We start from the raw sequence: 26,346 nt of genomic DNA on the forward strand, positions 1-26,346 counted from the left end.
AGGGTCATTGAAATGCACGGAATCGTGGCTGCAAACGCTTATTTCACGCCGCTTTGCGCCCTTTTTTACGGTTTGGGCGGCAACTCGGGCGACATGGCCAACCGCGCGGTCAGGCGATCAGCAGATCTTCGCGCCAAAGGATTTTTACGCGTGATTCGCCCGGCTCTGCCGCACCGGATGCGGCAGCCGCCTGGTTCACGCCGAGCCAGGGCACGAACAGCAACTCATCGCCGATATAAAGCAGCGGCACGTCGCGCTTCCACGCAGGAATAGCCCGCTCCTGGAAGAGATTCTTCAACGTGCGGCTCGGCGCGTCGGAGGAAACCGAGGTACGCATCCGCTCGCCGCCGCTACGCGATCGCGCGCTCAGCCCTGCTCGCTTCAGAACGCTGACCGGGATCGTGTCGTGGTCGAGCGTGTCATCGGGACAGACACTTGCATCGCTTTCATCGCCTGCAATCGGATTTGCCGGTGCAAACACAAACGTTCCGCGCCATTGCGGCAAGCGCCACACCGATTCTCCCTGCCATGCAAGCTCGCTGACTTCTCGCGCAGCGCGCACGGTTTCGTCGGTGCACTCGCTGCTGTCGCCCGCTTCCCAATACACCAGGCCGCGATAACTGCGCAACGCCTGTCCCGCGTGATCGACCCGCAGACGATGCCCTTCCCCCGTCGCCGCCACTTCGCGCAATTGCCGCAATGCGTCGGTCAAACGCGCGCTCGACGCGGCGACGAGCCCCGTCGAACGTATCCAGTAACGCAGCAGATTGAGCGCACGATCGTCATCGAGCGCGAGCAACGCGTCGTGCGCCAACGCGCGTCCTGCGTCTGTCGACACAGCTTCCATGTCGAGACGCGCGAGCTCATCGAGCAAACGCTGCGCCGACGCCGCGTGCGCGGCCGTGCGCGCTAGCGCGTCGCGGAAACCGGGAAAGTGGACCGCTAACGCCGGTGTCACTTCATGGCGCAGCGCGTTGCGCGCATAGCGTGTGTCCGCATTCGATTCATCATCGATCCAGCTCAGATTGCGTTCACTCGCGTACTGCTCCAATTGCCCGCGCAGCACGTGAAGCAACGGCCTGACCCGCATTGCAGCCGAGCCCGCCGGCAAAAACGCCGGCGCCATGGCCGCCAGCCCTGCGAGCCCCGCTCCGCGCAGTAATTGCAACAGCACGGTTTCCGCCTGATCGTCCGCGTGTTGCGCGAGCCAAAGCGTGCGAATGCCACGCGCCGAACACATCGCATCCAACGCGCGATAACGCGCGTCGCGCGCCGCCGCCTCGACGCTCACACCCGCCGCGCGCGACACGTCGACGCGCTCGGCCTCGAACTCGACCCCACGCTCGTGTGCAAACGCGTGACAGTGCGCGAGCCACGCATCGGCATAAGGACTCAGGCCATGATGCACATGCAGCGCGACGCAACGCGGCGCCCCCACGACCCTGACTGCCGCATCGAGCAACACGCTCGAATCGACGCCGCCACTGAACGCCACCGCAATGCGCTCATGCACGGAAACAGCGGACAGCGCCAAGCCGAGCGCCTCGATAACGAGGCGCTCGGCGGGCGATTCTGCGGGAGGGGTCACGTCGCTAGCGCGTGAAACGCGATGGACGAAAGAGAACGCGCGCGGGCTTACGCACCCGGCGTCGTTTCCTTGAACTTGCCGTACGACATCAACCGTTCGAAACGGCGTTGACGCAGGTCGTTGATGCTCATGCCCTGGAACTGGCGCAGCGAGTCGGCGAGCGCACGGCGCAACATTGCCGCCATGCCCTTCGGATCGCGATGCGCGCCGCCGAGTGGCTCGTTGACGATCTTGTCGATCAGCCCCAACGCCTTCAGCCGATGCGCGGTCAGGCCGAGCGCTTCCGCGGCTTCCGGCGCTTTTGCGGCGCTCTTCCACAGAATCGACGCGCAGCCTTCCGGCGAAATCACCGAATAGGTCGAGAATTGCAGCATCAGCACGCTGTCGCCGACAGCAATGGCGAGCGCGCCGCCCGAGCCGCCTTCACCGATGATCGTCGCGATCAGCGGCGTCTTCAGCTCGGCCATCACGTACAGATTGCGGCCGATCGCTTCCGACTGCCCGCGCTCTTCCGCGCCGATGCCGGGATAAGCGCCCGGCGTGTCGATGAACGTGAAGATCGGCAGGCTGAATTTTTCAGCGAGACGCATCAGACGCTCGGCCTTGCGATAGCCTTCCGGACGCGGCATGCCGAAGTTGCGCAACGCGCGCTCCTTCGTGTCGCGGCCCTTCTGATGGCCGATCACCATACAGGCCTGGCCGTTGAAACGCGCGAGGCCGCCGACGATCGACAGGTCGTCCGCATAGTTGCGGTCGCCATGCAGTTCGTGGAAATCGGTGAACAGCTCGCTCACGTAGTCGAACGTGTACGGGCGTTGCGGATGACGGGCGATTTGCGAAACCTGCCACGGCGAGAGATTCGCGTACAGATCTTTGGTGAGCTGTTGGCTCTTCTTGGACAGCCGCTCGATCTCTTCCGAAATATCGACGGCCGAATCGTCCTGCACGAAGCGCAATTCTTCGATCTTCGCTTCGAGTTCAGCGATCGGCTGTTCGAAATCCAGAAAGGTGGTCTTCATTGGTTGGAATCCTTGGACTTACCGGCAGCGCGTATTCTAACCGCGCTCGCCGATGTCAAAACCATTTCTCAACTATCGAACTCAAAAAATCGATAGTTTTTGCAATGGAATCGTTTTCTCTTTATTTCAGTAGTCGACCGGCAACGGATCAAGACTACGCCACATATACCAGGTCGCGACGGTGCGCCACGGCTCCCAGTTCGCGGCCACCTCACGCGCTTCGCTGCGCGTCACGGGTTCACCGCTGAAATAGTTGACGCTGATCGCGCGGATCAGGCCGAGGTCGTCGAGCGGCAGAACGTCGGGGCGCGACAGATTGAAGATCAGGAACATCTCCGCGGTCCAGCGGCCAATGCCGCGAATCTGCGTGAGTTCGGCGATCACCGCCTCGTCTTCCATCGACGTCCATTTACCGACGTGCAACGCGCCGGACACGAAATGCTCCGCAAGGTCGAGCACGTATTCGGCCTTGCGCTTGGACAGGCCGCACGCGGTGAGCTTTTCCTGACCGAGCTTGATGAACTGCTGCGGCACGAGCTTCGGACACGCGGCCTCGACCTTCGCCCACACGGCCTGTGCGGACGCGACCGAAATCTGCTGCCCGACCACCGAGCGCGCCAGCGTGACGAACGGATCGCCACGGCTCAGCAGATGCACGGGGCCGAATTTCGGAATCAGCTTCTTCAGGATACGGTCGCGCTTGACGAGGTCCGCGCACGCTTTGTCCCAGTAATCAGGACGCGTGACTTCAGGCGTGAGGCCGCCAATCTGCACCGGCACCGCGACCTCGCTTGCGTTCGAGCCTTCGCCGCCCGCACTCGCCGACGCGCGCGTCTTGCGCACGACTTCGCCCTGCCCGTCACGCGCCAACTCCTGCAAGTCGCCGGCCAGTTCCGCAGACAGGACGCCGTTGGCTTTCGCGCGCGACGCCTTGACGCGCTTCGCCACAGGCGCGTGCGCCGACGAGCCGTTGAGCGCGCGCTTCGCGGTGCTCTTGAAGGCTGCCTTCTTCGCTACGCCCGCTGCGGTCTTGGCCGCCACCCCGGCAGTTTTCGACGATGCTTTCTTTACCGCGCCGCTGCCGCTGCGAGCCGACGTTCGTGTCGACTTTGCCGCGCCAGCCGCGTTTGTTTGAGACGTGGCTCGTTTAGCCGGCGTCTTCGTGGCCGTTGCCATCCTGCCTCCTGCCTGGCGAGTCGATCAAAGGGAATTGCGAGGTGCGCTCACACGCGCCGCCACTCGGTCAACCCGCCGGGTTTGTCTTCAAGTGCAACGCCGGCCTCGAGCAATTCGGCCCGGATCCGGTCTGCTGCCGCATAGTCTTTCGCCTGCTTCGCGGCCACGCGCGCTGCGATCTTCGCTTCGATCGCGGCGGGCTCGAGCGCGCCTTGTGCTGCGCTGCCCGCGGCCTGCTGCAGGTACGCACGCGGCTCGCGGCCGAGCAGTCCGATCACTGCGCCCAGCAAGCGCAACTGACGGGCCAGCGCGGGGTCGCGCGTGCGGTTCACTTCTGTCGCCAACTCGAACAGCACGGATACTGCAACCGGCGTGTTGAAGTCGTCATTCATCGCTGCCTGGAAACGTTGCGCGTGCGCTTCGTTCCAGTCGAGTTCCACAGCGTCCGGCGTCACGTCTTTCAACGCCGTGTACAGACGCGCGAGTGCATTGCGAGCGTCGTCGATATGCACGTCGCTGTAATTCAACGGCGAGCGGTAATGCGCGCGTGCGATGAAAAAGCGCACGACCTCGGCATCGTACTGCGCCAATACTTCACGAATCGTAAAGAAATTGTTCAACGACTTCGACATCTTCTCATTGTCGATCTGTACGTAGCCGTTGTGCATCCAGTAATTGACGAAGGTTTGACCGGTAGCGGCTTCACTTTGCGCAATTTCGTTTTCGTGGTGCGGAAACTGCAGGTCCTGACCGCCGCCGTGAATGTCGAAATGTTCGCCGAGCAATGAGCAGCCCATGGCCGAACATTCGATATGCCAGCCCGGACGGCCGCGACCGTACTTCGACTCCCAGCCCGTATCGGCCGGTTCTTCGGGCTTGGCTTTTTTCCACAGCACGAAGTCGAGCGGGTCCTGCTTCGCGTCGTTCGCGGCAACGCGTTCGCCCGCGCGCAGATCTTCGAGCGACTTGCCCGACAGCTTGCCGTAGCCCGCAAACTTGCGCACCGCGTAGTTGACGTCGCCGTCGCTTGCCTGGTATGCGTAGCCGTTCGACTCCAGCGTCTCGATCATGCCGAGCATCTGAGGAATGAAGTCGGTGGCGCGCGGCTCGATGTCGGGCCGCTCGATGCCAAGCGCGTCCGCATCTTCATGCAACGCGTTGATAAAGCGGTCGGTGAGCGACTTGATCGTCTCCCCGTTCTCGACGGCGCGACGGATGATCTTGTCGTCGATATCGGTAATGTTGCGCACGTAGGTCACGTCGTAGCCGAGCGTGCGCAACCAGCGCTGCACGATGTCGAACACGACCATCACCCGCGCATGACCGACGTGACAATAGTCGTACACGGTCATCCCGCAGACGTACATCCGCACAACACCCTCTTGCAGCGGCACGAAAGTTTGCTTGTCACGCGCGAGCGTGTTGTAGATGCGCAGTGATTCCATAGAGAACGGTGCGTGGGCCGAAAGAAATCCGCAATGTGTTTCATGCGCGCCGCCCCGCTGATCACAACAGGACAGCGGGTGCGTTGCATGCAGCAAAACCGGTGCAGCTAGTGCGGCGGTCAGGCTGCGATCAAGGCGGAGACGACCACGAGTGGCGAAAAGACAGTTTGCGGTTCGACGGAACGCGCAGACCTTTTGTTAGAATGGGTCGGAGTATAACATCCAGACCTGAGCCTATGAAACCTTCCAGCGGCCGCGCGCGCAGCGCTGCGACCCTCGCCGCGACGGCCTTCAGCGGTGTTGCCCGCAGCGTCACGCGCGGTGCTTCTCCCCGTGTTGCCCCTCGTGTTGCTCATGCTGCGGCGCGCACGCTGGCGTTGCGTGTCGCCATGGCCGTTGCCCTCGTGGCACTGCCGGTGGCTGGCGCCTATGCGCAGAAGGCCGCGGTCATGCCGCAAGGCCCTGCCACGCGCGACAACACGCCGGACATCGACGCTGCGATCTCGCAGAAAAATTGGGAAGCCGCGCTCACACAGCTCGATGAACGCATCGCGTCGAATCCTCGCGACGCTCAGGCAAGATTCAAGCGCGGCACAGTCCTCGCTCACCTGAATCGCGACGACGAAGCGATTGCCGCATTCGTCGAACTCACGCAGATGTACCCGGAGTTGCCCGAGCCGTATAACAATCTCGCCGCGCTGTACGCGAAGCAGGGACACTTTACCGAAGCACGCGCCGCGCTCGAAACAGCGATCAAGGTCAACCCAGGCTACGGTCTCGCGTTCGAAAATCTCGGCGACGTATATCTGCGCATGGCCGACCAGGCGTATCGGCGCGCGCAGAGCCTCGGCAAGGCGAGTGCCACGACCACGCAACGTATCGCGGACATCCAGAAGATCGTCTCCCCGTCGCGCGTACCCGCTGCAGAGAGGGCCACGGCACCTGCGTCAGAACCGGCCGCGCGCGCGCCCATGAACATGATCCAGACGCCGAGCTTCCAGTTCGGCGGCGCGAACGGCTCGCTTGCCATGCCGCCGTACATGGCACCGTCGAACTGAAGCACGCACGGCTCACGCTCGTTACTGTCATGACGCACGTCCAGCCCGCACGCTTGTTACTTTCGATCCACGCATGGTCATCACGATGTCAGCACCCTGTTTTCTCCACCCCTGAGGATCTTCATGAAATGGTTGATGTTGGCGCTCGGCAGCGCCGCCCTGATCGCAAACGCACCCGCATTTGCCCAGTCCGGTTCGCAAGCCGCTCACCCGTCCGTCCTCCTCAAGACATCGGAAGGCGACATTCGCGTCGAGTTGTATCCTGAGAAAGCGCCGAAGACGGTTGCCAATTTCCTCGACTACGTGAAGTCCGGCCAGTACAGCGGCACGATTTTTCATCGCGTGATTCCGGGCTTCATGATTCAGGGCGGCGGCTACACGCAAAGCTTCGCCGAGAAGCCGACGCGCGCGCCGATTCCGCTTGAAAGCCGCAACGGTCTGAAGAACGCAACCGGCACGCTCGCGATGGCGCGCACCAGCGATCCGAATTCGGCCACTGCGCAGTTCTTCATCAACACGGTGGACAACAGCGGCCTCGACTATCCGAATCCGGACGGCAACGGCTATGCGGTGTTCGGCAAGGTCACGAGCGGCATGGATGTCGTGAAGAAGATTGAAGGCACGCCCACCACCACGCGCGGCCCGATGAGCGACGTGCCGCAAAAGCCGATCGTGATCGAGTCGGCCACGGTGGTCGGCAAGTAAGCTGACAAATAAAGCGGCAAGCAGGCGAACGCGAATGCGCACCGCTGATACAGGCGCAAATCGCGCTACCCGAAACTGCATAAAACGCCGCGCGCCTGACGGTGCGCGAGCGCAAAATCCACGCCCCGCGCGGTCTGCCGTCGCATCATGACGACTCGCCGCGCTTTTTACCCACCCCGTTCATCAAAGGATTCCATCATGGTTGAACTGCACACAAATCACGGCGTCATCAAACTCGAACTGGACGCTGAAAAAGCGCCGAAGTCGGTTGAGAACTTCCTGAACTACGTGAAGGCCGGTCACTACGACAACACGGTGTTTCACCGCGTGATCGACGGCTTCATGATTCAGGGCGGCGGCTTCGAGCCCGGCATGAAGCAGAAGCCGACGGCTGAGCCGATCACCAACGAAGCGAACAATGGCCTGAAGAACGTCAACGGCTCGGTCGCGATGGCTCGCACCAACGACCCGCATTCGGCTACCGCGCAATTCTTCATCAACGTGAACGACAACGACTTCCTGAACCACTCGTCGCCGACGCCGCAAGGCTGGGGCTACGCCGTGTTCGGCAAGGTCGTCGAAGGTCTGGACATCGTCGAGAAAATCAAGAAGGTCAAGACGGGTTCGAAGGGCTTCCATCAGGACGTGCCGGCTGACGACGTCGTGATCGAAAAGGCTGTGATCGTCGACTGACTGTCGCCATCAGCCCAACCCGTTTGAACTGATATCAGGCACCTTCAATGCTGCAAGAAAGGCCGCTGCGAAGCGTCGCCGCGGGCGTGCCTGGCGAGGGCAAACGCCCGCACGCCGCACGCCCGTTTTTTTTCCTGTCCGACATTCATTTGAGCGAGGCGATCCCGCACACGGTCGCCGCGTTCGAACACTTCATTCGCGTCACCGCCGACCAGGCTGACTCGGTTTTCATCCTCGGCGATCTGTTCGAATACTGGGTCGGCGACGACATGCTCGTCGAGCCGTTCGTCGCGCGTATCGCGGCGCTGCTGCATACGTTGTCGGAGCGCGGCATTGCGCTCTACATCATGCATGGCAATCGCGACTTTCTGCTCGGCAAACGCTTCACGAAAGCGGCGGGTGCGATCTGGCTGCCCGACCCGTTCGTGATCACTGCGTTCGGTACCCGCATTGCGCTCGCGCATGGCGACGGCCTGTGTACTGCCGATCGCGGCTATCAGATCTTCCGGCGTTTTGCACGCAACCGTCTGGCGCAAACGCTGTTTCTGGCGTCACCGTTCCGCTGGCGCAGAAAGCTGGCGGAGAACATGCGCTCGAATAGCGAGCAAGGCCGCATGCGGCCCGTTTCGATGAAATACGATGTGACGCCGAAGGCGGTCGCCGCGCTATTCAAGGCATCGAAAGTGGCGACGATCATTCACGGGCACACGCATCTACCCGCGCGGCACCGCGAGCCGGGCGGCACGCGCTGGGTTCTGCCGGATTGGGATCTCGATCATGGTGAGCCGCGAGGCGGCTATTTGCGCATCGACGCCGAAGGGATTCGGGCTTTGCCGCTGACGTGACGATGCATTAGAGCGTCGACGGCAATTCACGATGCCAATCGACGCACAGGCAGCACGCTTAACGCTCCGCCACCGCCCCTTCCACCTTCCCCGCAATGGCTGCCGACAAACGCCGCAGATCGAGCAACGCCGCGTCCGCGCCTGGCAGACCTTCGAGGCTCGTGCCCAGCCGCTCGAGCGCGTCGACGACCGCATCGATACGCCTGGATTGCGTGGCGGCATGATCGATCAAACCGTGAATGGCCAGCGACACCGGGTCGTCGGCATTCGGCGTAATGCCATACGCGCAGAACGCGCTGCTTTCCGCCGAACGTTTCGCGTCGCAAGGCGTGCCGGTTGAATTGACGCTGGCGCTGGCCGCGGCCACTGCCGAGGCCGCCGGCACAATGATCCGCGCCGGATTGCCCACCGCCGTGCCGCGTGCGGGCACAGGCTTGGTCACTACGGCGTTCGAACCGATCTTCGCTTCCGCGCCAATCGTGAAGCCGCCGAGCACCTTCGCGCCCGCGCCCACAATCACGCCGCGCTCCAGCGTGGGATGCCGTTTTGCGCCGCGCGTGAGCGACGTGCCGCCGAGCGTCACGCCCTGGTAGATCGTGCAGTCGTCGCCGATCTGCGCGGTTTCGCCGATCACCACACCCATGCCGTGATCGATGAACACACGCCGCCCGAGCGTCGCGCCCGGATGGATTTCAATGCCGGTCATGAAGCGCGCCATCTGCGAAACGAAACGCGCGAGCCAGCGTCGCTTTGCCTGCCAGCACGCATGCGCGAGCCGGTGCAGCACGAGCGCATGCAGACCGGGATAACACGTGATGACTTCCCATGCGCTGCGAGCGGCGGGGTCGCGCTCGCGGATCGTGGCGATATCTTCGCGAAGTCTCGTGAACATGGCAGGGTCTGGATTGTGTCGTGGGAAAAACCGCCCGCGGGTCAGGCCAGATGGGCCTCGCGCGACGGCATCGCTGCCGCATAGCACAGCAGCAGCTTTACTTATAACGTTTCGAGGATTGTAGGGCGATTGTGCGAAGCCTGCCGGAAGCCCACGCTGCCGGCAAGGTCGTCAGAAGAATGCGGGTGGGCTCAGGACGTGCCGCCGTCCGTGTGCTTCGCCTTCAGCAGAATGTGCTTGGCGATTCCGCGCACGATATTCACTTCCTCACGCTCCAGACCGGAACGCGCGAACAGCCGCCGCAAACGCGACATCAGCTTCTTCGGGTTGGCAGGGTCGAGAAACTCCAGCGCGACTAGCGCGCTTTCAAGGTGCGTGAACATGCTCTCGATGTCGTCGCTTGCCGCGCGCGGACCTGCCGGTTCGCCTGGTCCTGCTGCGCCCGCTGAAGCGGCGGCCGATGCGACGGGCGTCAGATCATCCGCCGACAGATACCGTGTGCGCAACTCGTACGCCAGCACCTGCACGGCCTGCGCGAGATTCAGCGAACTGTATGCGGGATTGGCCGGAATATGCGCGAGCGCGCTGCATCGCTCGACATCTTCATTCGACAAACCCGTGCGCTCGTTGCCGAACACCAGCGCGATCTCGCCATGCACGGCCTGCTCGTGCGCGACGCTGGCGGCGGCACGCGGGGTCCACTGCGGCGGCCCGTATTCACGCAGACGCGCGGTCAGCGCGATCGACCAATGCACGCCGATCAGCGCGTCGGCGAGCGTTGGGACCACGTGCGCGGAGGCCAGTACGTCGTCAGCGCCAGCAGCCATCGCGATCGCTTCGGGATCGCTCTGGACGTGCGGCACGCGCGGCGACACCAGCACGAGCCGCGAAAAACCCATGGTTTTCAGCGCCCGCGCCGCCGCGCCGACATTACCTGGATGACTCGGCTCGACGAGCACGAAGCGGGTCGACGTGAAGCCGCCGCGCACGTCGGCGACGTCTGGATCGGAGGAATTGTGCGGGTGGTCCACGATGAAGTCCTGCAAGCTAAAGACGCATATGGTAGCGCCAACCCTCTACCGGTTCAGAATTTTGCGCAGGTCTGAGGCGGCCGGGCGGGACGTAATAGCAACGCAAACGCGCACGACGCGCGCAAGTTTGCACATCGCCTCCTGCTCCGGCGACACGTACGCTGCTGTCCCTGCCGCAGGCCGCCCCCGGCCCGATCGACCGCTGCACCGTGCGAACGCTGCCACGTCGCCCGGAGTCAGGTAAAATACCAATATTCGCGTCCGGTTTGCTTTCACTCCAAGCCGGGCGTCTCGTTCTTATCCAATTCGTCTCCGTCGGCGGAATGCGCACCGGTTCTTTACCGGGCGGGCGTTCCGTGCTGTTTCCGCGCCTCTTCGGGGCGCCCAGTTAGCGCAGGTGTAGCGCGCTCGTTTGCACATTTACCGGCCAGCAGCCGTGCTGCCCCGGCACAAGGATCCGTCTCATGCATCCCATGCTCAATATCGCTGTGAAGGCCGCGCGCCGCGCAGCCCAGATCATCAACCGCGCGTCGCTCGACCTCGATCTGATCCAGGTCAGCAAGAAACAGCACAACGATTTCGTCACGGAGGTCGACAAAGCGTCTGAAGCGGCGATCATCGACACGCTGAAGACCGCCTACCCCGATCACGCGATCCTCGCCGAAGAATCCGGCAAGTCGGACAACGAGTCCGAATACCAGTGGATCATCGATCCGCTCGACGGCACCACCAACTTCATTCACGGCTTCCCGTACTACTGCGTGTCGATCGCGCTCGCCCACAAGGGCATCGTGACGCAAGCCGTGGTCTACGATCCGACCCGCAACGACCTGTTCACCGCTTCGCGCGGCCGTGGCGCGTTCCTGAACGATCGCCGCATCCGCGTGGCCAAGCGTGACCGCCTGGCCGATGGCCTGATCGGCACCGGCTTCCCGTTCCGCGAAAAGGACGGCCTCGAAGCGTACGGCCGCCAGTTCGCCGAAATGACCGAAGCCTGCGCGGGCCTGCGTCGTCCGGGCGCTGCCGCACTCGATCTGGCGAACGTCGCCGCCGGCCGCATGGACGGTTTCTTCGAACAGGGTCTGAATGCGTGGGACGTCGCTGCGGGCAGCCTGCTGATCACCGAAGCCGGTGGTCTCGTTGGCAACTACACGGGTGACTCGGACTTCCTGCACATCGGCGAAATCGTCGCGGGCAACCCGAAGATTTACGCGCAGATGATTCCCGTCCTGTCGCGCTACAGCCGCACCCGTCAGCAGGCTGACTAAGTCTTACCGAGCCGCTTGCCGTCGTGCCGTTCCTCATTCAGGTTCGGCGCTCGCACCCGGCGGATGAAATGACACGTAAAAAGCGGCTTAGGCCGCTTTTTCGTTTGCAGGCCTGCATCGCGCGGGCGTTCGTGCTACAAAGCCAGATGCCGCGCCGGTGCGTGGCGACACATTGCGACGTGTTGATCCACCGGCTGCATTTCGCGCGTTTTTTCTGCGCCCTGCTTGCAGCCAGACCGGCGTGCAGCTTCCGATCCGCTTCATGAAAAAAGGCTTCTACACAATCATTGCGGCGCAATTCATTTCGTCGCTCGCGGACAATGCACTGCTGATCGCCGCCATCGCGCTGCTCTCAGTGATCCGTTCGGCCGCCTGGGTCACCCCGCTGCTGCAAATTTTCTTCACCGTTTCCTATGTGCTGCTTGCACCCTTCGTCGGCGCGTTCGCCGACTCGATGCAAAAGCGCCACGTGATGTTCATCTCGAATGCGCTGAAGGCAAGCGGTTGCCTGATGATGATCGCCGGCGTTCATCCGATGATTGCCTACGGCGTGGTCGGCTTCGGCGCCGCCGCGTATTCGCCGGCCAAGTACGGCATCCTGACCGAACTGTTGCCCGCCGAAAAACTCGTCAAGGCGAACGCGTGGCTCGAATCGGCGACGGTTTTATCGACGATTGTCGGCACGATGGTCGGCGGTGCGCTGATCAGCACATTCGCCGACAAATTTGTCTCGCACGCACATCTCCCGCTGATCCGCTCCGCCGCCGACCTCGCGATGTTCGCCGTGATGATCACGTACGCGATCGCCGCCGCGATCAACATGTTCATTCCCGACACCGGCGCACGTTATGAAAGCCGGCTAAACGAACCAAAGAAACTGATCGGCGACTTTTATCATTGCTTCAACGTGCTGTGGGCCGACAAACTCGCGCAGATCGCGCTGTGGGTCACAACGCTGTTGTGGGGCGGCGCTGTTACGCTGCAATTGCTGGTGCTCAAATGGGCCAACGTGAATCTCGGGCTATCGCTGTCGAAAGCGGCGGTCATGCAAGGCGTGACAGGCCTGGGCATTGCCGTAGGCGCGGCAGCCGCCGCCGCGCTGATTCCGTTGCGCAAATCGCTGCGCGTGCTGCCGGTCGGCATTCTCATGGGCCTCGTGGCAATCGCAGTGGCCTTCTACAACAAGGACCTTTTCCCGCCAGGCGCGGGCATTCGCATCGGCTCGTTCGTCGCTCCGCTCTACATCCTGCTTGCCTATCCGCTGATGATCCTGCTCGGCGCGCTGTCGGGCTTTTTCATTGTGCCGATGAACGCGATTCTTCAGCATCGTGGCGCAACGCTGCTGTCTGCGGGGCACTCGATCGCGGTGCAGAATTTCAATCAGAATCTGGCCGTGCTGCTGATGCTCGGCGTCTATGCGTTGCTGCTCACCGCGAAAATGCCGGCGCAGTGGATCATTGTGGTGTTCGGCAGTTTCATTACGTTCATGATGTGGCTCGCAAAACGACGCAGCGCAGTGAACGAGCGTACGGTGGATATGCGGGCAATGGTGGAGGAATAATCCTGCAGGCGAGGCGAATTGGCTTCAATTGCACGAACGCGAGACGCGACGCGAGTACGTGAGGCCTGCTTCACGGATTGGCCGTCCGGCCAGGGTCCGTTCGACACGCTGGCGGGTTAAACTCACGCCCTGAACAGCTTACGCAAGAGAACACCAAGGATGGGCATTCAAACCGCAGCGGCCAACGACGTCGCACAACACACTCCCATGATGCAGCAGTACCTGCGCATCAAAGCGGAGCATCCGGGCACGCTGGTGTTCTACCGGATGGGCGACTTCTATGAACTCTTTTTCGACGACGCGGAAAAAGCCGCGCGTCTGCTCGACCTGACGCTCACGCAACGCGGCGCGTCGGGCGGCAATCCGATCAAGATGGCGGGCGTGCCGCATCACGCGGCTGAACAGTATCTGGCCAAACTGGTGAAGCTTGGCGAGTCGATCGCGATTTGCGAACAGATCGGCGATCCGGCTACGTCGAAAGGACCAGTCGAACGCAAGGTGGTCCGCGTCGTCACACCGGGCACGCTGACCGACGCCGCGCTGCTGTCCGATAAAAACGATGTGTACCTGCTGTCCCTGTGCGTCGCGCACAACCGCCGCGGCGTGGCGACTAGCGTCGGCCTCGCGTGGCTGAACCTCGCGAGCGGCGCGTTGCGCCTCGCCGAAGTGGCGCCCGACCAGGTCGCCGCAGCACTCGAACGAATTCGTCCTGCCGAAGTGCTGGTTGCCGACACGCTCGCGGAATCGGCCGGATGGACGCCGCCCGTCAACGCCGGCGCCCTCACCCGTGTGCCCACCTGGCATTTCGATATCACCTCGGGCACCCAGCGTTTGTGCGACCAGCTCGAAGTGGCGGGCCTCGACGGCTTTGGCGCCCATTCGCTGACCTGCGCGTGCGGCGCGGCCGGCGCGTTGCTGTTGTATGCCGCCGCGACGCAGGGTCAGCAATTGCGCCATGTGCGCAGCCTGAAAGTCGAATACGAATCCGAATATATCGGCCTCGACCCCGCCACGCGCCGCAATCTCGAACTCACCGAAACGCTGCGCGGCACTGAGTCGCCCACGCTGTGTTCATTGCTCGACACCTGCTGCACGACCATGGGCAGCCGTTTGCTGCGCCACTGGCTGCATCATCCGCCGCGCGAATCTGCGGTAGCGCAGGCGCGTCAGCAGGCAATCGGCGCGTTGCTCGATGCGCCGCCCACGGCAAGCGTCGACGCATTGCGCGGCTCGCTGCGGCAAATCTCCGACATCGAGCGGATCACCGGGCGTCTCGCACTGCTGTCGGCACGTCCGCGCGATCTGTCCAGCCTGCGCGACACGTTCATTGCGCTGCCCGAACTGCGCGCACAAATCGCCGCTGTTTCGTCGACCGCAGATTCGCTCGCGCGTATCGATGCGTCGATGGAACCGCCAGAGGCCTGCGTCGAATTGCTCACGCGCGCCATTGCGCAGGAACCGGCCGCGATGGTGCGCGACGGTGGCGTGATCGCGCGAGGCTACGATGCGGATCTCGACGAACTACGCGATATTTCGGAGAACTGCGGGCAGTTCCTGATCGACCTCGAAACACGCGAACGTGCGCGCACCGGCATTAACAATCTGCGTGTCGAGTACAACAAGGTGCACGGCTTCTATATCGAAGTCACGCGTGGCCAGACCGACAAGGTGCCCGACGACTATCGCCGCCGCCAGACGCTGAAGAACGCCGAGCGCTACATCACGCCGGAACTGAAAACGTTCGAAGACAAGGCGCTGTCCGCGCAGGAACGCGCACTGGCCCGCGAGCGCTCGTTGTACGACACGTTGCTGCAGGCGCTGCTGCCTTTTATTCCGGATTGTCAGCGTGTTGCGTCGGCGCTTGCCGAACTCGATCTGCTGGCCGCCTTTGCCGAACGCGCCCGCGCATTGGATTGGGTCGCTCCTTCGTTCTCCCCCGACACGGGTATCGAGATCGAACAGGGCCGGCACCCGGTGGTCGAGGCGCAAGTCGAACAGTTCATCGCCAACGACTGCACACTCACGCCCGAGCGCAAACTGCTGCTGATCACCGGCCCGAACATGGGCGGTAAATCGACTTTCATGCGACAAACCGCGTTGATCGCATTGCTGGCCTACGTGGGCAGCTATGTGCCGGCGCGGCGTGCAACGTTCGGACCGATCGACCGCATCTTCACGCGAATCGGCGCTGCGGACGATCTGGCCGGCGGCCGTTCGACTTTCATGGTGGAGATGACCGAGGCCGCGGCGATCCTGAACGACGCGACGCCGCAAAGTCTCGTATTGATGGATGAAATTGGCCGTGGCACGTCGACGTTCGACGGGCTGGCGCTGGCCTGGGCAATTGCACGACACCTGCTGTCGCACAACGGCTGCCATACGCTGTTTGCCACCCATTACTTCGAACTGACGCAACTGCCAGCAGAGTTCCCGCAGGCAGCCAATGTGCATCTGTCCGCCGTCGAACACGGGCACGGCATCGTGTTCCTGCACGCGGTCAACGAAGGCCCCGCTAATCAGAGTTACGGCTTGCAGGTCGCCCAACTCGCCGGCGTGCCGAACGCGGTGATCCGCGCGGCGCGTAAGCATCTCGCGCATCTGGAACAGCAATCCGCCGCTCAACCCGCACCGCAACTCGACCTGTTTGCGTCGCCCGCGCCGATGCTGGTCGAAGACGCAGACGATGAGCGCGACGCCACAGCGCAAGCTGTGCCGCCATCCATGCAGGAACTCGTCGAGCGATTGCGGGGCATCGATCCCAACGATCTGCGCCCGCGCGAAGCACTCGACCTGCTGTACGAACTGCACGAACTGGCCGCCGCGCCGGATGCGGATCATTGACGCACACAGTGTCCCGCCGCGCCCGCGCCCATTTCGCGCGGCGCTAGGCTTCGCATTCATGCATGGTCTGGCGGCGGCGCTGGCGGGTCTGTCAGCCTGCTACGCCGCCCCGGCCTACGCTGACACGGCACATTTCTCCTTCGCGGTGCTCGGCGACACGTTGCGCAGCCCCGCAGACGAACCCGCCACGCAGCGGCTGATCGAAGCGATCAATCGTGAACGCGACATCGCGTTCATCGTCTACAACGGCAATCTGAAAGGTGCGAAAGAAGCCTGCCGCGACGGGCTTTATGAGCGACGCCATGCGTTGCTCGAGGCCTCGCGTGCTGCCCTTTTCTTCATTCCCGGACAGCATGACTGGGTCGATTGCGGCACCCCCGAGGCGGGCAGCTTCGATCCGGTCGAACGGCTCGACCAGTTACGTCAAACCATTTTCGCGGACGCCACGTCGATGGGCCAGAACCCCATTGCGCTAACGCGGGAAAGCGAAGTCTCACGCTTTCGTCCTTATCGTGAGAACGTGCGCTGGCTAGTGGGCGATACGGTATTTGTCGGGCTGAACGCGCCGAGCCCCAACAATCACTATCTGACTGCGGGCGGCCGCAATGGCGAATTCGAAGACCGCGTGATCGCCAATGCATTCTGGCTGGAGCACGCGGGCGAATATGCAAAACGGCGCGACGCGCGCGCGATCGTCATCTTCATTCAAGGCGACCCCGACCCGGAACGTTACGAGCGGCCCGACCGCTTCGCGTGGCTGCGCTTTGCGCACAACTCGCGCCGTGACGGCTTTCTGGAATTCAAACGAAGCCTGGTCAAACTCGCGGAGATTTTCCACGGACCGGTGCTGGTGGTTCATTGCGACGACGAACGTGCGAACGGCGGCTTCGTGATCGATCAGCCGCTGCGCAATGATAAGGGAATGCTGGTCACCAATCTGACGCGGGTCGCGTTAGCGCCGCATGATCGACTTAACCAGTGGGTTCAGTTTGACGTGAGTGCGGGCCGGAAACCGCCATTCCGCGTGAGCCTGCGCGATGTGCCGAAGCAATTGCCGATGCCCACCGTACAACCTGTGTTGCCGCACGACCAACCAGCGGCTTCGATGCCTGCAGCACCGGCACTCGGGCCGGCCTCGGAATTGCCGCCATTGCTGCAGACACCTGGCGCTTCGCAGCCGAGCCCGCAAGATCAGCAACTACGCATACCCGCTGATCAGGGTGGCGGCGATTATGGGCCAGCCATCTCGACCGTGCCCGCCTCGGCTACGCTGCCCTACATGCCGGGCGCCGCGTCCAGCGTGCCCGGCATTCCGGCAAGTTCAGTGCAGCGTGGGCCCTGACTGGCTGTCGTCTTCCTCGTCGTCTTCGTCGAGGACTTCAAGGCCGTCGGCGCCATGTGCATGTTCGTGCTGGATTTCGTCTTCGGTCGCGGGACGCACGTCTTTCACGGTCAGTGCAAAACGCAGCGCCATACCGGCGAGCGGGTGGTTGCCGTCCAGCACCACTTTGTCTTCCGCCACGTCGGTGACCACGTAGACGAGCGAATCGAGATCTTCGTCGCCTTCTTCCGGCGTGCCCTCGAATTGCATACCGACTTCGAGCGGTTCCGGGAAGCGATCACGCGGCTCGATCTTCACCAGATCGGGGTCGTACTCGCCGAACGCGTCTTGCGGTTCAAGCTGGATCGAAGTCTCGAAGCCGGCCTCGTGGCCGTCGAGCTCTTCCTCGATCTTGGGGAACGTGCCATCATAGCCGCCGTGCAGATAGACCATCGGCTCGTCGCTTTCTTCAATCAGATTGCCCTGCGCATCCGATAGCTTATAAGCGACCGACACGACGGTGTTCTTTGCGATTTTCATTCGATTCTCCAGAATACAGCTCACATTATACGATGCCCAAGCGGCCCACTGACCACCCGGCCGATGCAGCTTCGGCACGGAATTCATCACCGGCTTCCACGCCGGTTCTCCCTCCGTCGCCTGACACGCCGACCCCGTTGCTCGGCAATCTGTCGCCGTCGCAATTCATGCGCCGGTACTGGCAAAAGAAGCCATTGCTGATCCGCCAGGCCATTCCGAACGTCGAAGCGCCGTTGTCGCGCGACGAATTTTTCGAGCTGGCCGATCAGGACGAAGTCGAAGCACGTCTGATCACGCATTTCCGCAACAAGTGGCAACTCGAACAGGGTCCGTTCGCGCCCGACGAACTGCCGTCCGTGAAGCAGCGCGCATGGACGCTGCTCGTGCAAGGCGTCGACCTTTACGACGATCGTGCGCGGGCGTTGCTGGACCGCTTCCGCTTCGTGCCGGACGCGCGCCTCGACGACCTGATGATTTCGTATGCAAGCGACGGCGGCGGCGTCGGCCCGCACTTCGATTCCTACGATGTGTTTCTTTTGCAAGTAAAAGGCAAGCGTCGCTGGCGCATCAGTGCGCAGAAAGATCTGACCCTGCAGCCCGGTCTTCCTTTGAAAGTTTTACAGAATTTCCAGGCTGAAGAGGAATGGGTTCTCGAGCCGGGCGACATGCTTTATCTGCCGCCGCATATTGCCCACGACGGCATCGCCGAAGGCGAATGCATGACATGCTCGATCGGTTTTCGTGCACCGTCGACCCACGAGTTGACCGCGCAGTTCCTCTACCATCTGGCCGAGCGCGGCGAGTCTGCCGGCCCCACCGGTGCGCTTTATCGCGATCCCCAACAGCCTGCCGTGAGCCGTCCGGCAGAGCTGCCCACGGCGCTCGTCGAGCGAGTGGGTGCGATCCTTGCTCAGATCAAATGGAAAGAGCAGGATATTGCGTCGTTCCTTGGCACGTACCTCAGCGAACCCAAGCCGAGTGTCGTCTTTGATCCCCCGCAAAAGCCGCTCAATGAGGCGCGTTTCATCAGTCAGGCATCGAAGTCCGGCATCCGGCTGGACCGCAAGACTAATTTGTTGTACAACCGCCGTTTTTTCTTCGTAAATGGAGAAGAAATGACATTCGATGGCGCGAAAAAGTGGCTGGTTGACCTCGCAAATCACCGGTCAATGAGTGCGAAACGCTTTGTAACACTATCACACGATTCGTCGGTGACAGCACTGCTACACGAGTGGTATTGTGCGGGCTGGATAGAAGTGGGCGAGCTTGCGTGACGGTTTGCGTAACTCTGCTCACCTGCTATACCGTACAGTGAAATTTTGTATGAGAAAGACAACGTATTGACCCCGGATTTATCGACTGTCAGTACGAAAGTGCATATAATTTCCGCCCAAGCCGTAGGGAAGATTCCTGCTCGTCATAAGAGCGTCTCCACCAGCGGCCCAGGTCGGTGTTGGAGCACATTACCGGTTTTATTTTGCGCTGTTGCTTACCTTTAAACCATAAAAGGACGTGATCATGAAGAAATCCCTCCTCGTAGCATCCCTGTTGGCAGCTGTGGCACTGGCTGCATGCAACAAGAGCAACGATCAAGCCGCTGCACCGGCTAGCGACGCAGCTGCCGCTTCGGCACCTGCAGCTGCTGCTTCGGACGCTGGCGCTGCTGCTTCGGATGCTGCTGCTTCGGCGAGCGATGCTGCTGCTTCGGCTACGGCTGCTGCATCGGACGCAGGCGCTGCTGCTTCGGACGCAGGCGCTGCTGCTTCGGCTGCTCCGGCTTCGGGCGCAAGCCAGTAAGCTGTCGCATAGGGTTCGCCTCTGGGCGAAAACTGCATCGGGAAATCGTTACGATTTCCCGGGCAGTAAAGCAAAACGCCACGAATTCACATTCGTGGCGTTTTGTCATTTAAGCGCCGTTTTTACAACGGCGTGATTTTATGAGCGTCGCTTTTTACAGCATCATTCACGACGCATTCAATCAATTGGCATATCAAGCCGGCGTCGCGTTCTCTTCGAAAAATTCACGCACCACTTCGATTTCACGCGTGCGCTTGAATGGCGGCAGACTTTGCCAGATTCGGCGTCCATACGGTTTGTCGACAAGACGCGTGTCGCAGATCATCAGCACGCCGCGATCGGTTTCAGCGCGAATCAGACGACCTGCGCCCTGCTTCAGCGTAATCACGGCTTGGGGCAACTGATGAACCGCGAACGGGCTCAAGCCCTTCTTGGTCAGCGCGTCCAGACGCGCGGATAGAACCGGGTCGTCAGGCGGCGCGAACGGCAGCTTGTCGATCACCACCAGCGACAGCGCATCGCCACGCACGTCCACCCCTTCCCAGAAGCTCTGACTGCCCACCAGAATCGCATTGCCGTATGAACGGAACCGGTCGAGCAACTCGGTACGGCTCGCATCGCCCTGCACCAGCAACGGATAGTCCCAGCCGCGCGAGTCGATCACGTCGCGCAGTTTGGACGAGATGCGGTCTACTGCGCGCAGGGTCGTGCACAACATGAACACGCCGCCGCCCGACGCTTCGATGGCGGGCAACGCGGCATCGAATACGGCATCGGTGAACATCGGTGATGAGGGCTGCGGCAAATTTCGCGGCACATAGAGCAGACCCTGCGTCGGATAGTCGAACGGGCTCGGCAACGTCATCGAGCGCTTCGCGTTCAGGCCCATCTGCGCTGCGTAGTGCGTGAAGTCGCCGCGCACGGACAACGTCGCCGACGTGAAGATCCACGCGCGCGGTACGCCGGCGCGCTGCTTCGCGAAAATCGGCGCGACTGACAGCGGCGTTTCGTGCAACTGCACCGTATGCGAGAAAACTTCGATCCAGCGCACCTTTTCGTTTGGATCGGCGCGTTCCGATTTGCCGTCGGACGAAGCGGTTTGAGAGGTCTCAGCGGCGTTGCGCTCGGCCTCGGTGGGCGGTGTCGTCCAGCCGGCGAGCACGCCCTGCAATTCGCGAGCGCGTCGCAGACAGGCGCCGAGCGATTCGGCGCGCTCCGCCTGCCCCGCGAGCGCGGAGGCCAACGCGTCGAGTTCGGTTTCGAGCGTTTCAAGCGCAGGGAAAAGCGGATGATCGTCGGGTAACTGGCCGATCGACAGGCGCACCGAATCTTCCTTGAACGCGAGCCGCACGTCGCGCGCTGCGCGCTCGAGCGTGGCGCCGAGTTTGACCCAGTCGATCGTTTCACGCGCGTGGCTCAAGCCTTCAGCGACCGAATCGCGGGCGAGTTCGAGAAACTGTGTGGTGGACAGCGTTTCGCCGAAAAACAGCGTCGCGGTTTCGGGCAACTGATGCGCTTCGTCGAAGATGACGGTGTTCGCGGTAGGCAGCAACTCAGCCATGCCTGTGTCGCGCAGCATGATGTCCGCGAAAAACAGGTGGTGATTGACCACCACGATATCGGCCTGCTGCGCCTCGCGGCGTGCCTGCATGACGAAGCATTCCTTGTAGTGCGGGCACTCCTGACCCAGACAGTTTTCACGCGTCGATGTCACCATCGACCACACTGCCGCCGTCTCCGGCACGCTCGCAAGTTCGGCCTTGTCGCCGGTACGCGTGATCTTCGCGAACCGGACGATGTCCTGCAGATACGAGGTCTCCTGGCGCGACGGCAGACGGCCGTTGTCCGCGGTGCGCTGCAGGTAGTAGTGGCACAGGTAATTGGCACGCCCCTTGAGCATCGCCACCGACACCGGCACCGCGAGCGCGTCGCGCACGGTCGGAATGTCGCGCTGAAAAAGCTGGTCCTGCAAGTGCTTCGTGCCGGTGGAGACGATCACCTTGCCGCCCCACAACATGGCTGGCACGAGGTACGCATAAGTCTTGCCGGTGCCGGTGCCCGCTTCGACGATCAGCGTGTTTTCACTGCCGTCGAGTCCGTTCGATTCGGCGGGGTCAGCCGCGTCGGCTGCTGCATCGGGAGCTTGCGACTGCAAACGCCGCGCCGGGCGCTTTTGCGCCTCGAACATCGCGGGTTCGGGCATCGCCCGGCCCGACGCTTCCATCGCCGCGGCAACCGCGCGCGACATTTCGATCTGCGATGCCCGCGAGCGATAGCCGTCGATCTGACGGGCCAGCAAACCGTTGTCGGCGAAGATCTCGTCCAGTTCGGCAACGCGCCGCGGATTCAGCGACGCGCTCAACGAGGACACGGCAGGCCGCGAGGCCAGCGCGCCGCCAGCAGGAGTGTCGTCACCCGACGGGGTGCGGGAAGAAGTTTCAAGCGGTGAATTCAAGGCAAGCGTTTCCTGCAAAGTCCGGCTCGCGCGATGCGCGCCCGGCGCCCGCCAGGCCGCGAACTCAGGCGCGCGCGTCCGGTTCGAGCTGCAATTGCAGCAAGATGATGGTGTCTTTGACCTTGAGTTTGCGCTTTTTCAGGCGCTGCAACTCGAAGTCGTCGATGCCGGGCTCGTCCGACATTTTGTCGATCAACCGGTCGAGCCCACTGTGCTCCGATTCCAGTTGCAGAATGCGGTCGCGCAGTGTGTCCGCGGTGATGACGTGGTGTTGATCGCGCATGCTCGCCTCCTCTCGTCTACGGCACGGGCTGCGTGTGCAGCTCGTGCCTGAGGTTGCTGTCCGGCTTAAAACGCGTTACGGCGACTACGGCCCTGGGCAGAACCCGCCAGGGCTCACTACAGCACAATTACTGTTGCTGCTGTTGCTGTTTTTGCTGCTCGTCGAGTTGCTGCTGCTTCAACTCGTCCTGACGCTTCTGTTCGGCCTTGTCTGCCGCCTGCTTCTGACGCGCTTCCACGTCAGCCTTGTGCTGCGCTGCAGTGGCCTGCTTCCTCTCGAAGCTTTCCTGCTTCTCGGTGCGTTCCTGAGCCTTTTGCGCGCCCTGCTGACGCGCCTGTTCCAGCTTGGTCTGGAAGTCACCCTGTTTCTGGTCGTACGCCTGCTGATTGGCTGCGGCCTGCGACGGGCTGATGCCACGCTGCGCCTGATCGAGCGCGTGCTGGCGCTGCTTGTCTTCGTAGGCCTGCGCGTTGGCCGCACGTTGCGGCGCCTCGGCGGCACGCTGCGTCTGATCGAGCTGGTGCTGACGCTGCTTGTCCTGATAGGCCTGCTCGTTACGCGCGTCTTCAGCGGCACGTTGCGGCGCGTTCGCTTCGTCCTGCGCACGCCGGAGCGCGGCCCGCTGGTCACGGTCACGGGCGCGTTGCACACGCTGTTCGCCGTCGAGCGCGAGCTGCTCCTTGCGGATGTCCGCCTGCACCGCGCGCATGCTGTCGCGCGCCCTGTTCAGACAATGATTGACGAAGAAACGGCTGTAGCAGTTGTGCTGCGCAACCGCGTACGTGTAGTTGTTTTCGTCGCTGCGCTGGTTGAGCACGCGTTGCCGTTCGTCGAACGACTGGTCGCGCGCGGCTGCGTCGCTCGCGCTGGTGGCGGTGCTGGTGCTTTCACCCGCCGTATTGTCGATTGTGTCGGTTCTGGCAGCCGATGCAGCGACCGCTGCCGACGCACCGATGGCCGCCGGTGTCTGGGCGGCCGCCGTCCCGGAGAACGCCAATGCCGCGGCCATCACACACGCCGCGCACGATGCGACGATCATCCGGCTGGACATTCGCTCAGGGACCGGAGCGAGCAGACACGACGCGCCGCCTGACAGCCTGAAAGACGAAAAAAGCGACGAAAGATGCGACCAGCGAAGTGACCGACGCGATGACAGGCGAGAGACCAAGCGGGAGCCCAGATGGTTGAGGGACAAGGAGGTTGGCAACGTCGTAGAGGGTCAACGGAACATGCCCGAAATTCTATCACCCTGCGGTTGAGCCCTTTGGCATTTATGGCAAAATGCCCCGCTCTAGCCACCTGGTCGCAGCGCGCACGCCCGGCGTGCCCTCGTGCCCCGACGTGCCTAACGTGCTTCATATGCTTCATGTGCGCCACGTGCTTTACGTGCCGATGTGCACATGTACCTCCCGAGCCGTTAGCGCGGCCCCTGACCGAGTCCGCAGGAACACCAAGACCTTATGACGGAAACCGTAGCACTCAAGATCGTACAGCGCATCGCCGCCGAACTGTCCGTCCAGCCGCGCCAGGTCGCGGCCGCGGTGCAACTACTCGACGAAGGAGCGACTGTTCCGTTCATCGCCCGCTACCGTAAGGAAGTGACCGACAATCTCGACGACACGCAACTGCGCAATCTCGAGGAACGCCTGCTGTATCTGCGCGAGCTGGAAGACCGGCGCGCGTCGATCATTTCGAGCATCGACGAACAGGGCAAGCTCACCGACGAGCTACGCGCCGCGATCGAAGGTGCCGACAGCAAGCAGGTGCTGGAAGACCTGTATCTCCCGTATAAGCCGAAGCGCCGCACGCGCGCGCAGATCGCCCGTGAGGCCGGTTTGCAGCCGCTTGCCGACGCGCTGCTCGGCAATCCGCTGCTCGATCCGCAAGCCGAAGCCGCCGCCTACGTGGACGCCGAAAAGGGTGTCGCCGACGTCAAGGCCGCGCTCGACGGCGCGCGCGACATTCTCTCCGAGCAGTTCGGCGAAACAGCCGATCTGCTCGGCAAGCTGCGCGATTACCTGTTCAACCAGGGCCTCGTGTCGTCGAAAGTGGTCGAGGGCAAGGAAACGGCCGAAGAAGAAAAATTCCGCGACTACTACGACTACGCGGAAACCATCCGCACCGTGCCGTCGCATCGCGCGCTGGCGCTGTTCCGCGGGCGCAATGCGGGCGTGCTGATGGTCAAGCTCGGCCTCGGCGAGGAGCTTGACGCGCAGGTGCCGCATCCGGGTGAAGCGCTGATCGCGCGCCATTTCGGCATCGCCAATCAGAATCGTCCCGCCGACAAGTGGCTGTCCGACGTGTGCCGCTGGTGCTGGCGCGTGAAGGTCCAGCCGCATATCGAAAACGAACTGCTGACCAATCTGCGCGACGAAGCCGAACACGAGGCGATTCGCGTGTTTGCGCGCAATCTGAAGGATTTGCTGCTGGCGGCGCCCGCCGGTCCGAAGGCCGTGATCGGCCTCGATCCGGGCATGCGCACCGGCGTGAAGGTGGCCGTGGTCGACCGGACCGGCAAGGTGCTCGCCACCGACGTGATCTATCCGCACGAGCCGCGCCGCGACTGGGACGGCTCGATCGCGAAACTCGCGCGCATCTGCGCGCAGACGCAGGCCGAGTTGATCAGTATCGGTAACGGCACGGCATCGCGCGAAACGGACAAACTCGCGAGCGAACTGATCGCGCGTCACCCGGAATTCAAGTTGCAGAAGATCGTCGTGTCAGAAGCGGGCGCGTCGGTCTACTCGGCGTCCGAACTCGCGGCGAAGGAATTCCCCGACATGGACGTGTCGCTGCGTGGCGCGGTGTCGATTGCGCGTCGCCTGCAGGACCCGCTCGCCGAACTGGTGAAGATCGAGCCGAAGGCGATCGGCGTCGGCCAGTATCAGCACGACGTGAATCAGCGCGAACTGGCCCGCTCGCTCGACGCGGTGGTCGAAGACTGCGTGAACGCGGTGGGCGTCGACGCGAATACCGCGTCGGTCGCATTGCTCGCGCGCGTGTCGGGTCTGAACGCGACGCTCGCGCGCAACATCGTCGATTATCGCGATGCGAACGGCCCGTTCCCGTCGCGCGAACATCTGCGCAAGGTACCGCGTCTCGGCGACAAAACCTTCGAGCAGGCAGCCGGCTTTCTGCGTATCAACAACGGCGAGAATCCGCTCGACCGCTCGTCGGTCCACCCGGAAGCGTATCCGGTCGTCGAACGGATGCTCGCGAAGATCAGCAAGCATGTCGGCGACGTGCTCGGCAATCGTGAAGCGCTGCGCGGTCTGTCGCCGGCTGAATTTGTCGACGACCGTTTCGGCCTGCCGACCGTGCGCGACATTCTGCTCGAACTCGAAAAGCCGGGTCGCGATCCGCGCCCCGAGTTCAAGACGGCGACGTTCCGCGAGGGCGTCGAAAAAGTGAGCGATCTGACGCCGGGCATGGTGCTCGAAGGCGTGGTCACCAACGTCGCGGCATTTGGCGCGTTCATCGACATCGGCGTGCATCAGGATGGTCTGGTGCACGTGTCGGCCATGTCCACGAAGTTCATCAAGGACCCGCATGAAGTGGTCAAGGCCGGCCAGATCGTCAAGGTGAAGGTGCTCGAAGTCGACGTGAAGCGTCAACGGATTGCTTTGACCATGCGGATGGACGACGAAGTCGGTGCAGCCGGCGCACGCAGCGGCGGTGGCGCGCAGCAGGATCGCAGCGGCTCCGCCGGACGCTCGGGTGGCGGCGGCAATCGTGGTGGTCAGCAGCAGCGTTCGCGGGAGCCGGAAGCCGGTGGCGCGATGGCCGCGGCGTTTGCAAAACTCAAGCAGAAGTAAGCCGGGTTCGCGA

Annotated in this window: 21 protein-coding genes; 11 read left to right on the top strand and 10 right to left on the bottom strand. The window is 62.6% G+C overall.

From position 1 onward, the window contains the following. Window positions 1–109: 109 nt before the first annotated feature. The 4 genes from tilS to cysS all read right to left on the bottom strand — a co-directional run bounded on the left by tilS (window position 110) and on the right by cysS (window position 5,228). Window positions 110–1,588 (bottom strand): tRNA lysidine(34) synthetase TilS, encoded by a 1,479-nt coding sequence (tilS, locus tag LMG28727_RS14835; RefSeq protein WP_201643091.1) that lies wholly within the window; start codon window positions 1,586–1,588, stop codon window positions 110–112. 47 nt (window positions 1,589–1,635) lie between these two features. Further along, window positions 1,636–2,607 (bottom strand): acetyl-CoA carboxylase carboxyltransferase subunit alpha, encoded by a 972-nt coding sequence (locus LMG28727_RS14840; RefSeq protein WP_201643092.1) that lies wholly within the window; start codon window positions 2,605–2,607, stop codon window positions 1,636–1,638. A gap of 126 nt (window positions 2,608–2,733) precedes the next feature. Next, complete coding sequence (locus tag LMG28727_RS14845) at window positions 2,734–3,783, bottom strand: endonuclease III domain-containing protein (protein ID WP_201643093.1); 1,050 nt, start codon at window positions 3,781–3,783, stop codon at window positions 2,734–2,736. A 47-nt stretch (window positions 3,784–3,830) separates the two neighbouring features. Continuing rightward, entirely contained in the window at window positions 3,831–5,228 is a 1,398-nt protein-coding gene (gene cysS, locus LMG28727_RS14850; protein ID WP_201643094.1) for a cysteine--tRNA ligase, read from the bottom strand. A gap of 236 nt (window positions 5,229–5,464) precedes the next feature. Here cysS and LMG28727_RS14855 point away from each other — a divergent pair, with 236 nt between their 5' ends. From LMG28727_RS14855 to LMG28727_RS14870, 4 genes are all read left to right on the top strand, one after another. Continuing rightward, window positions 5,465–6,286 carry a tetratricopeptide repeat protein gene (locus LMG28727_RS14855; RefSeq protein WP_201643095.1) on the top strand — a complete coding sequence of 274 codons (822 nt, stop codon included), beginning with the start codon at window positions 5,465–5,467 and terminating at the stop codon, window positions 6,284–6,286. 123 nt (window positions 6,287–6,409) lie between these two features. After that, a complete protein-coding gene (locus LMG28727_RS14860; RefSeq protein WP_201643096.1) occupies window positions 6,410–6,991 on the top strand; it encodes a peptidylprolyl isomerase in 582 nt (193 codons plus the stop codon). Window positions 6,992–7,189: 198 nt separating this feature from the next. Beyond that, window positions 7,190–7,684, top strand: coding sequence for a peptidylprolyl isomerase (locus tag LMG28727_RS14865; RefSeq protein ID WP_074764298.1), 495 nt, complete (start codon window positions 7,190–7,192; stop codon window positions 7,682–7,684). 47 nt (window positions 7,685–7,731) lie between these two features. After that, on the top strand, window positions 7,732–8,529 hold the full coding sequence (locus LMG28727_RS14870; RefSeq protein ID WP_201643097.1) for a UDP-2,3-diacylglucosamine diphosphatase: 798 nt from the start codon (window positions 7,732–7,734) through the stop codon (window positions 8,527–8,529). 58 nt (window positions 8,530–8,587) lie between these two features. Here LMG28727_RS14870 and cysE read toward each other — a convergent pair whose 3' ends face one another. Both cysE and LMG28727_RS14880 read right to left on the bottom strand, forming a co-directional pair. Continuing rightward, window positions 8,588–9,421: a serine O-acetyltransferase gene (gene cysE / locus LMG28727_RS14875; protein ID WP_201643098.1), complete on the bottom strand. Its 834-nt coding sequence runs from the start codon at window positions 9,419–9,421 to the stop codon at window positions 8,588–8,590. A 191-nt stretch (window positions 9,422–9,612) separates the two neighbouring features. Then, a complete protein-coding gene (locus tag LMG28727_RS14880) occupies window positions 9,613–10,452 on the bottom strand; it encodes an RNA methyltransferase (protein WP_201643099.1) in 840 nt (279 codons plus the stop codon). Window positions 10,453–10,916: 464 nt separating this feature from the next. Between LMG28727_RS14880 and LMG28727_RS14885 the strand changes: the two genes are divergently transcribed. From LMG28727_RS14885 to LMG28727_RS14900, 4 genes are all read left to right on the top strand, one after another. Further along, window positions 10,917–11,720 carry an inositol monophosphatase family protein gene (locus tag LMG28727_RS14885; RefSeq protein ID WP_201643100.1) on the top strand — a complete coding sequence of 268 codons (804 nt, stop codon included), beginning with the start codon at window positions 10,917–10,919 and terminating at the stop codon, window positions 11,718–11,720. Window positions 11,721–11,982: 262 nt separating this feature from the next. Further along, window positions 11,983–13,281, top strand: a complete 1,299-nt coding sequence (gene lplT / locus LMG28727_RS14890; protein ID WP_201643101.1) for a lysophospholipid transporter LplT — start codon at window positions 11,983–11,985, stop codon at window positions 13,279–13,281. A 159-nt stretch (window positions 13,282–13,440) separates the two neighbouring features. Further along, a complete protein-coding gene (gene mutS, locus LMG28727_RS14895; protein ID WP_201643102.1) occupies window positions 13,441–16,122 on the top strand; it encodes a DNA mismatch repair protein MutS in 2,682 nt (893 codons plus the stop codon). Then, a complete protein-coding gene (locus tag LMG28727_RS14900) occupies window positions 16,109–17,464 on the top strand; it encodes a hypothetical protein (RefSeq protein ID WP_201643103.1) in 1,356 nt (451 codons plus the stop codon). The genes mutS and LMG28727_RS14900 overlap by 14 nt, the downstream gene beginning before the upstream one ends. Here LMG28727_RS14900 and LMG28727_RS14905 read toward each other — a convergent pair. Then, entirely contained in the window at window positions 17,444–17,983 is a 540-nt protein-coding gene (locus LMG28727_RS14905; protein ID WP_201643104.1) for an FKBP-type peptidyl-prolyl cis-trans isomerase, read from the bottom strand. The two genes, LMG28727_RS14900 and LMG28727_RS14905, sit on opposite strands and share 21 nt — an antisense overlap. A gap of 32 nt (window positions 17,984–18,015) precedes the next feature. Here LMG28727_RS14905 and LMG28727_RS14910 point away from each other — a divergent pair, with 32 nt between their 5' ends. Continuing rightward, window positions 18,016–19,257, top strand: a complete 1,242-nt coding sequence (locus LMG28727_RS14910) for a cupin domain-containing protein (protein WP_201643105.1) — start codon at window positions 18,016–18,018, stop codon at window positions 19,255–19,257. A gap of 244 nt (window positions 19,258–19,501) precedes the next feature. Continuing rightward, complete coding sequence (locus tag LMG28727_RS34185; RefSeq protein WP_236591904.1) at window positions 19,502–19,780, top strand: hypothetical protein; 279 nt, start codon at window positions 19,502–19,504, stop codon at window positions 19,778–19,780. Between the two features lie 193 nt (window positions 19,781–19,973). Here LMG28727_RS34185 and LMG28727_RS14920 read toward each other — a convergent pair whose 3' ends face one another. The 3 genes from LMG28727_RS14920 to LMG28727_RS14930 all read right to left on the bottom strand — a co-directional run bounded on the left by LMG28727_RS14920 (window position 19,974) and on the right by LMG28727_RS14930 (window position 23,569). Then, window positions 19,974–22,235, bottom strand: coding sequence for an ATP-dependent DNA helicase (locus tag LMG28727_RS14920; protein WP_201643107.1), 2,262 nt, complete (start codon window positions 22,233–22,235; stop codon window positions 19,974–19,976). Window positions 22,236–22,299: 64 nt separating this feature from the next. After that, complete coding sequence (locus tag LMG28727_RS14925; protein WP_074764318.1) at window positions 22,300–22,518, bottom strand: DUF465 domain-containing protein; 219 nt, start codon at window positions 22,516–22,518, stop codon at window positions 22,300–22,302. Window positions 22,519–22,645: 127 nt separating this feature from the next. Further along, window positions 22,646–23,569: a hypothetical protein gene (locus LMG28727_RS14930; RefSeq protein ID WP_236591906.1), complete on the bottom strand. Its 924-nt coding sequence runs from the start codon at window positions 23,567–23,569 to the stop codon at window positions 22,646–22,648. A gap of 409 nt (window positions 23,570–23,978) precedes the next feature. On the opposite strand from LMG28727_RS14930, the gene LMG28727_RS14935 reads away from it, so the two are divergent. Then, window positions 23,979–26,333, top strand: a complete 2,355-nt coding sequence (locus tag LMG28727_RS14935; protein WP_201643108.1) for a Tex family protein — start codon at window positions 23,979–23,981, stop codon at window positions 26,331–26,333. Window positions 26,334–26,346 lie beyond the last annotated feature (13 nt).

This window comes from Paraburkholderia metrosideri, assembly GCF_904848625.1.
Taxonomy (GTDB): Bacteria; Pseudomonadota; Gammaproteobacteria; order Burkholderiales; family Burkholderiaceae; genus Paraburkholderia; species Paraburkholderia metrosideri.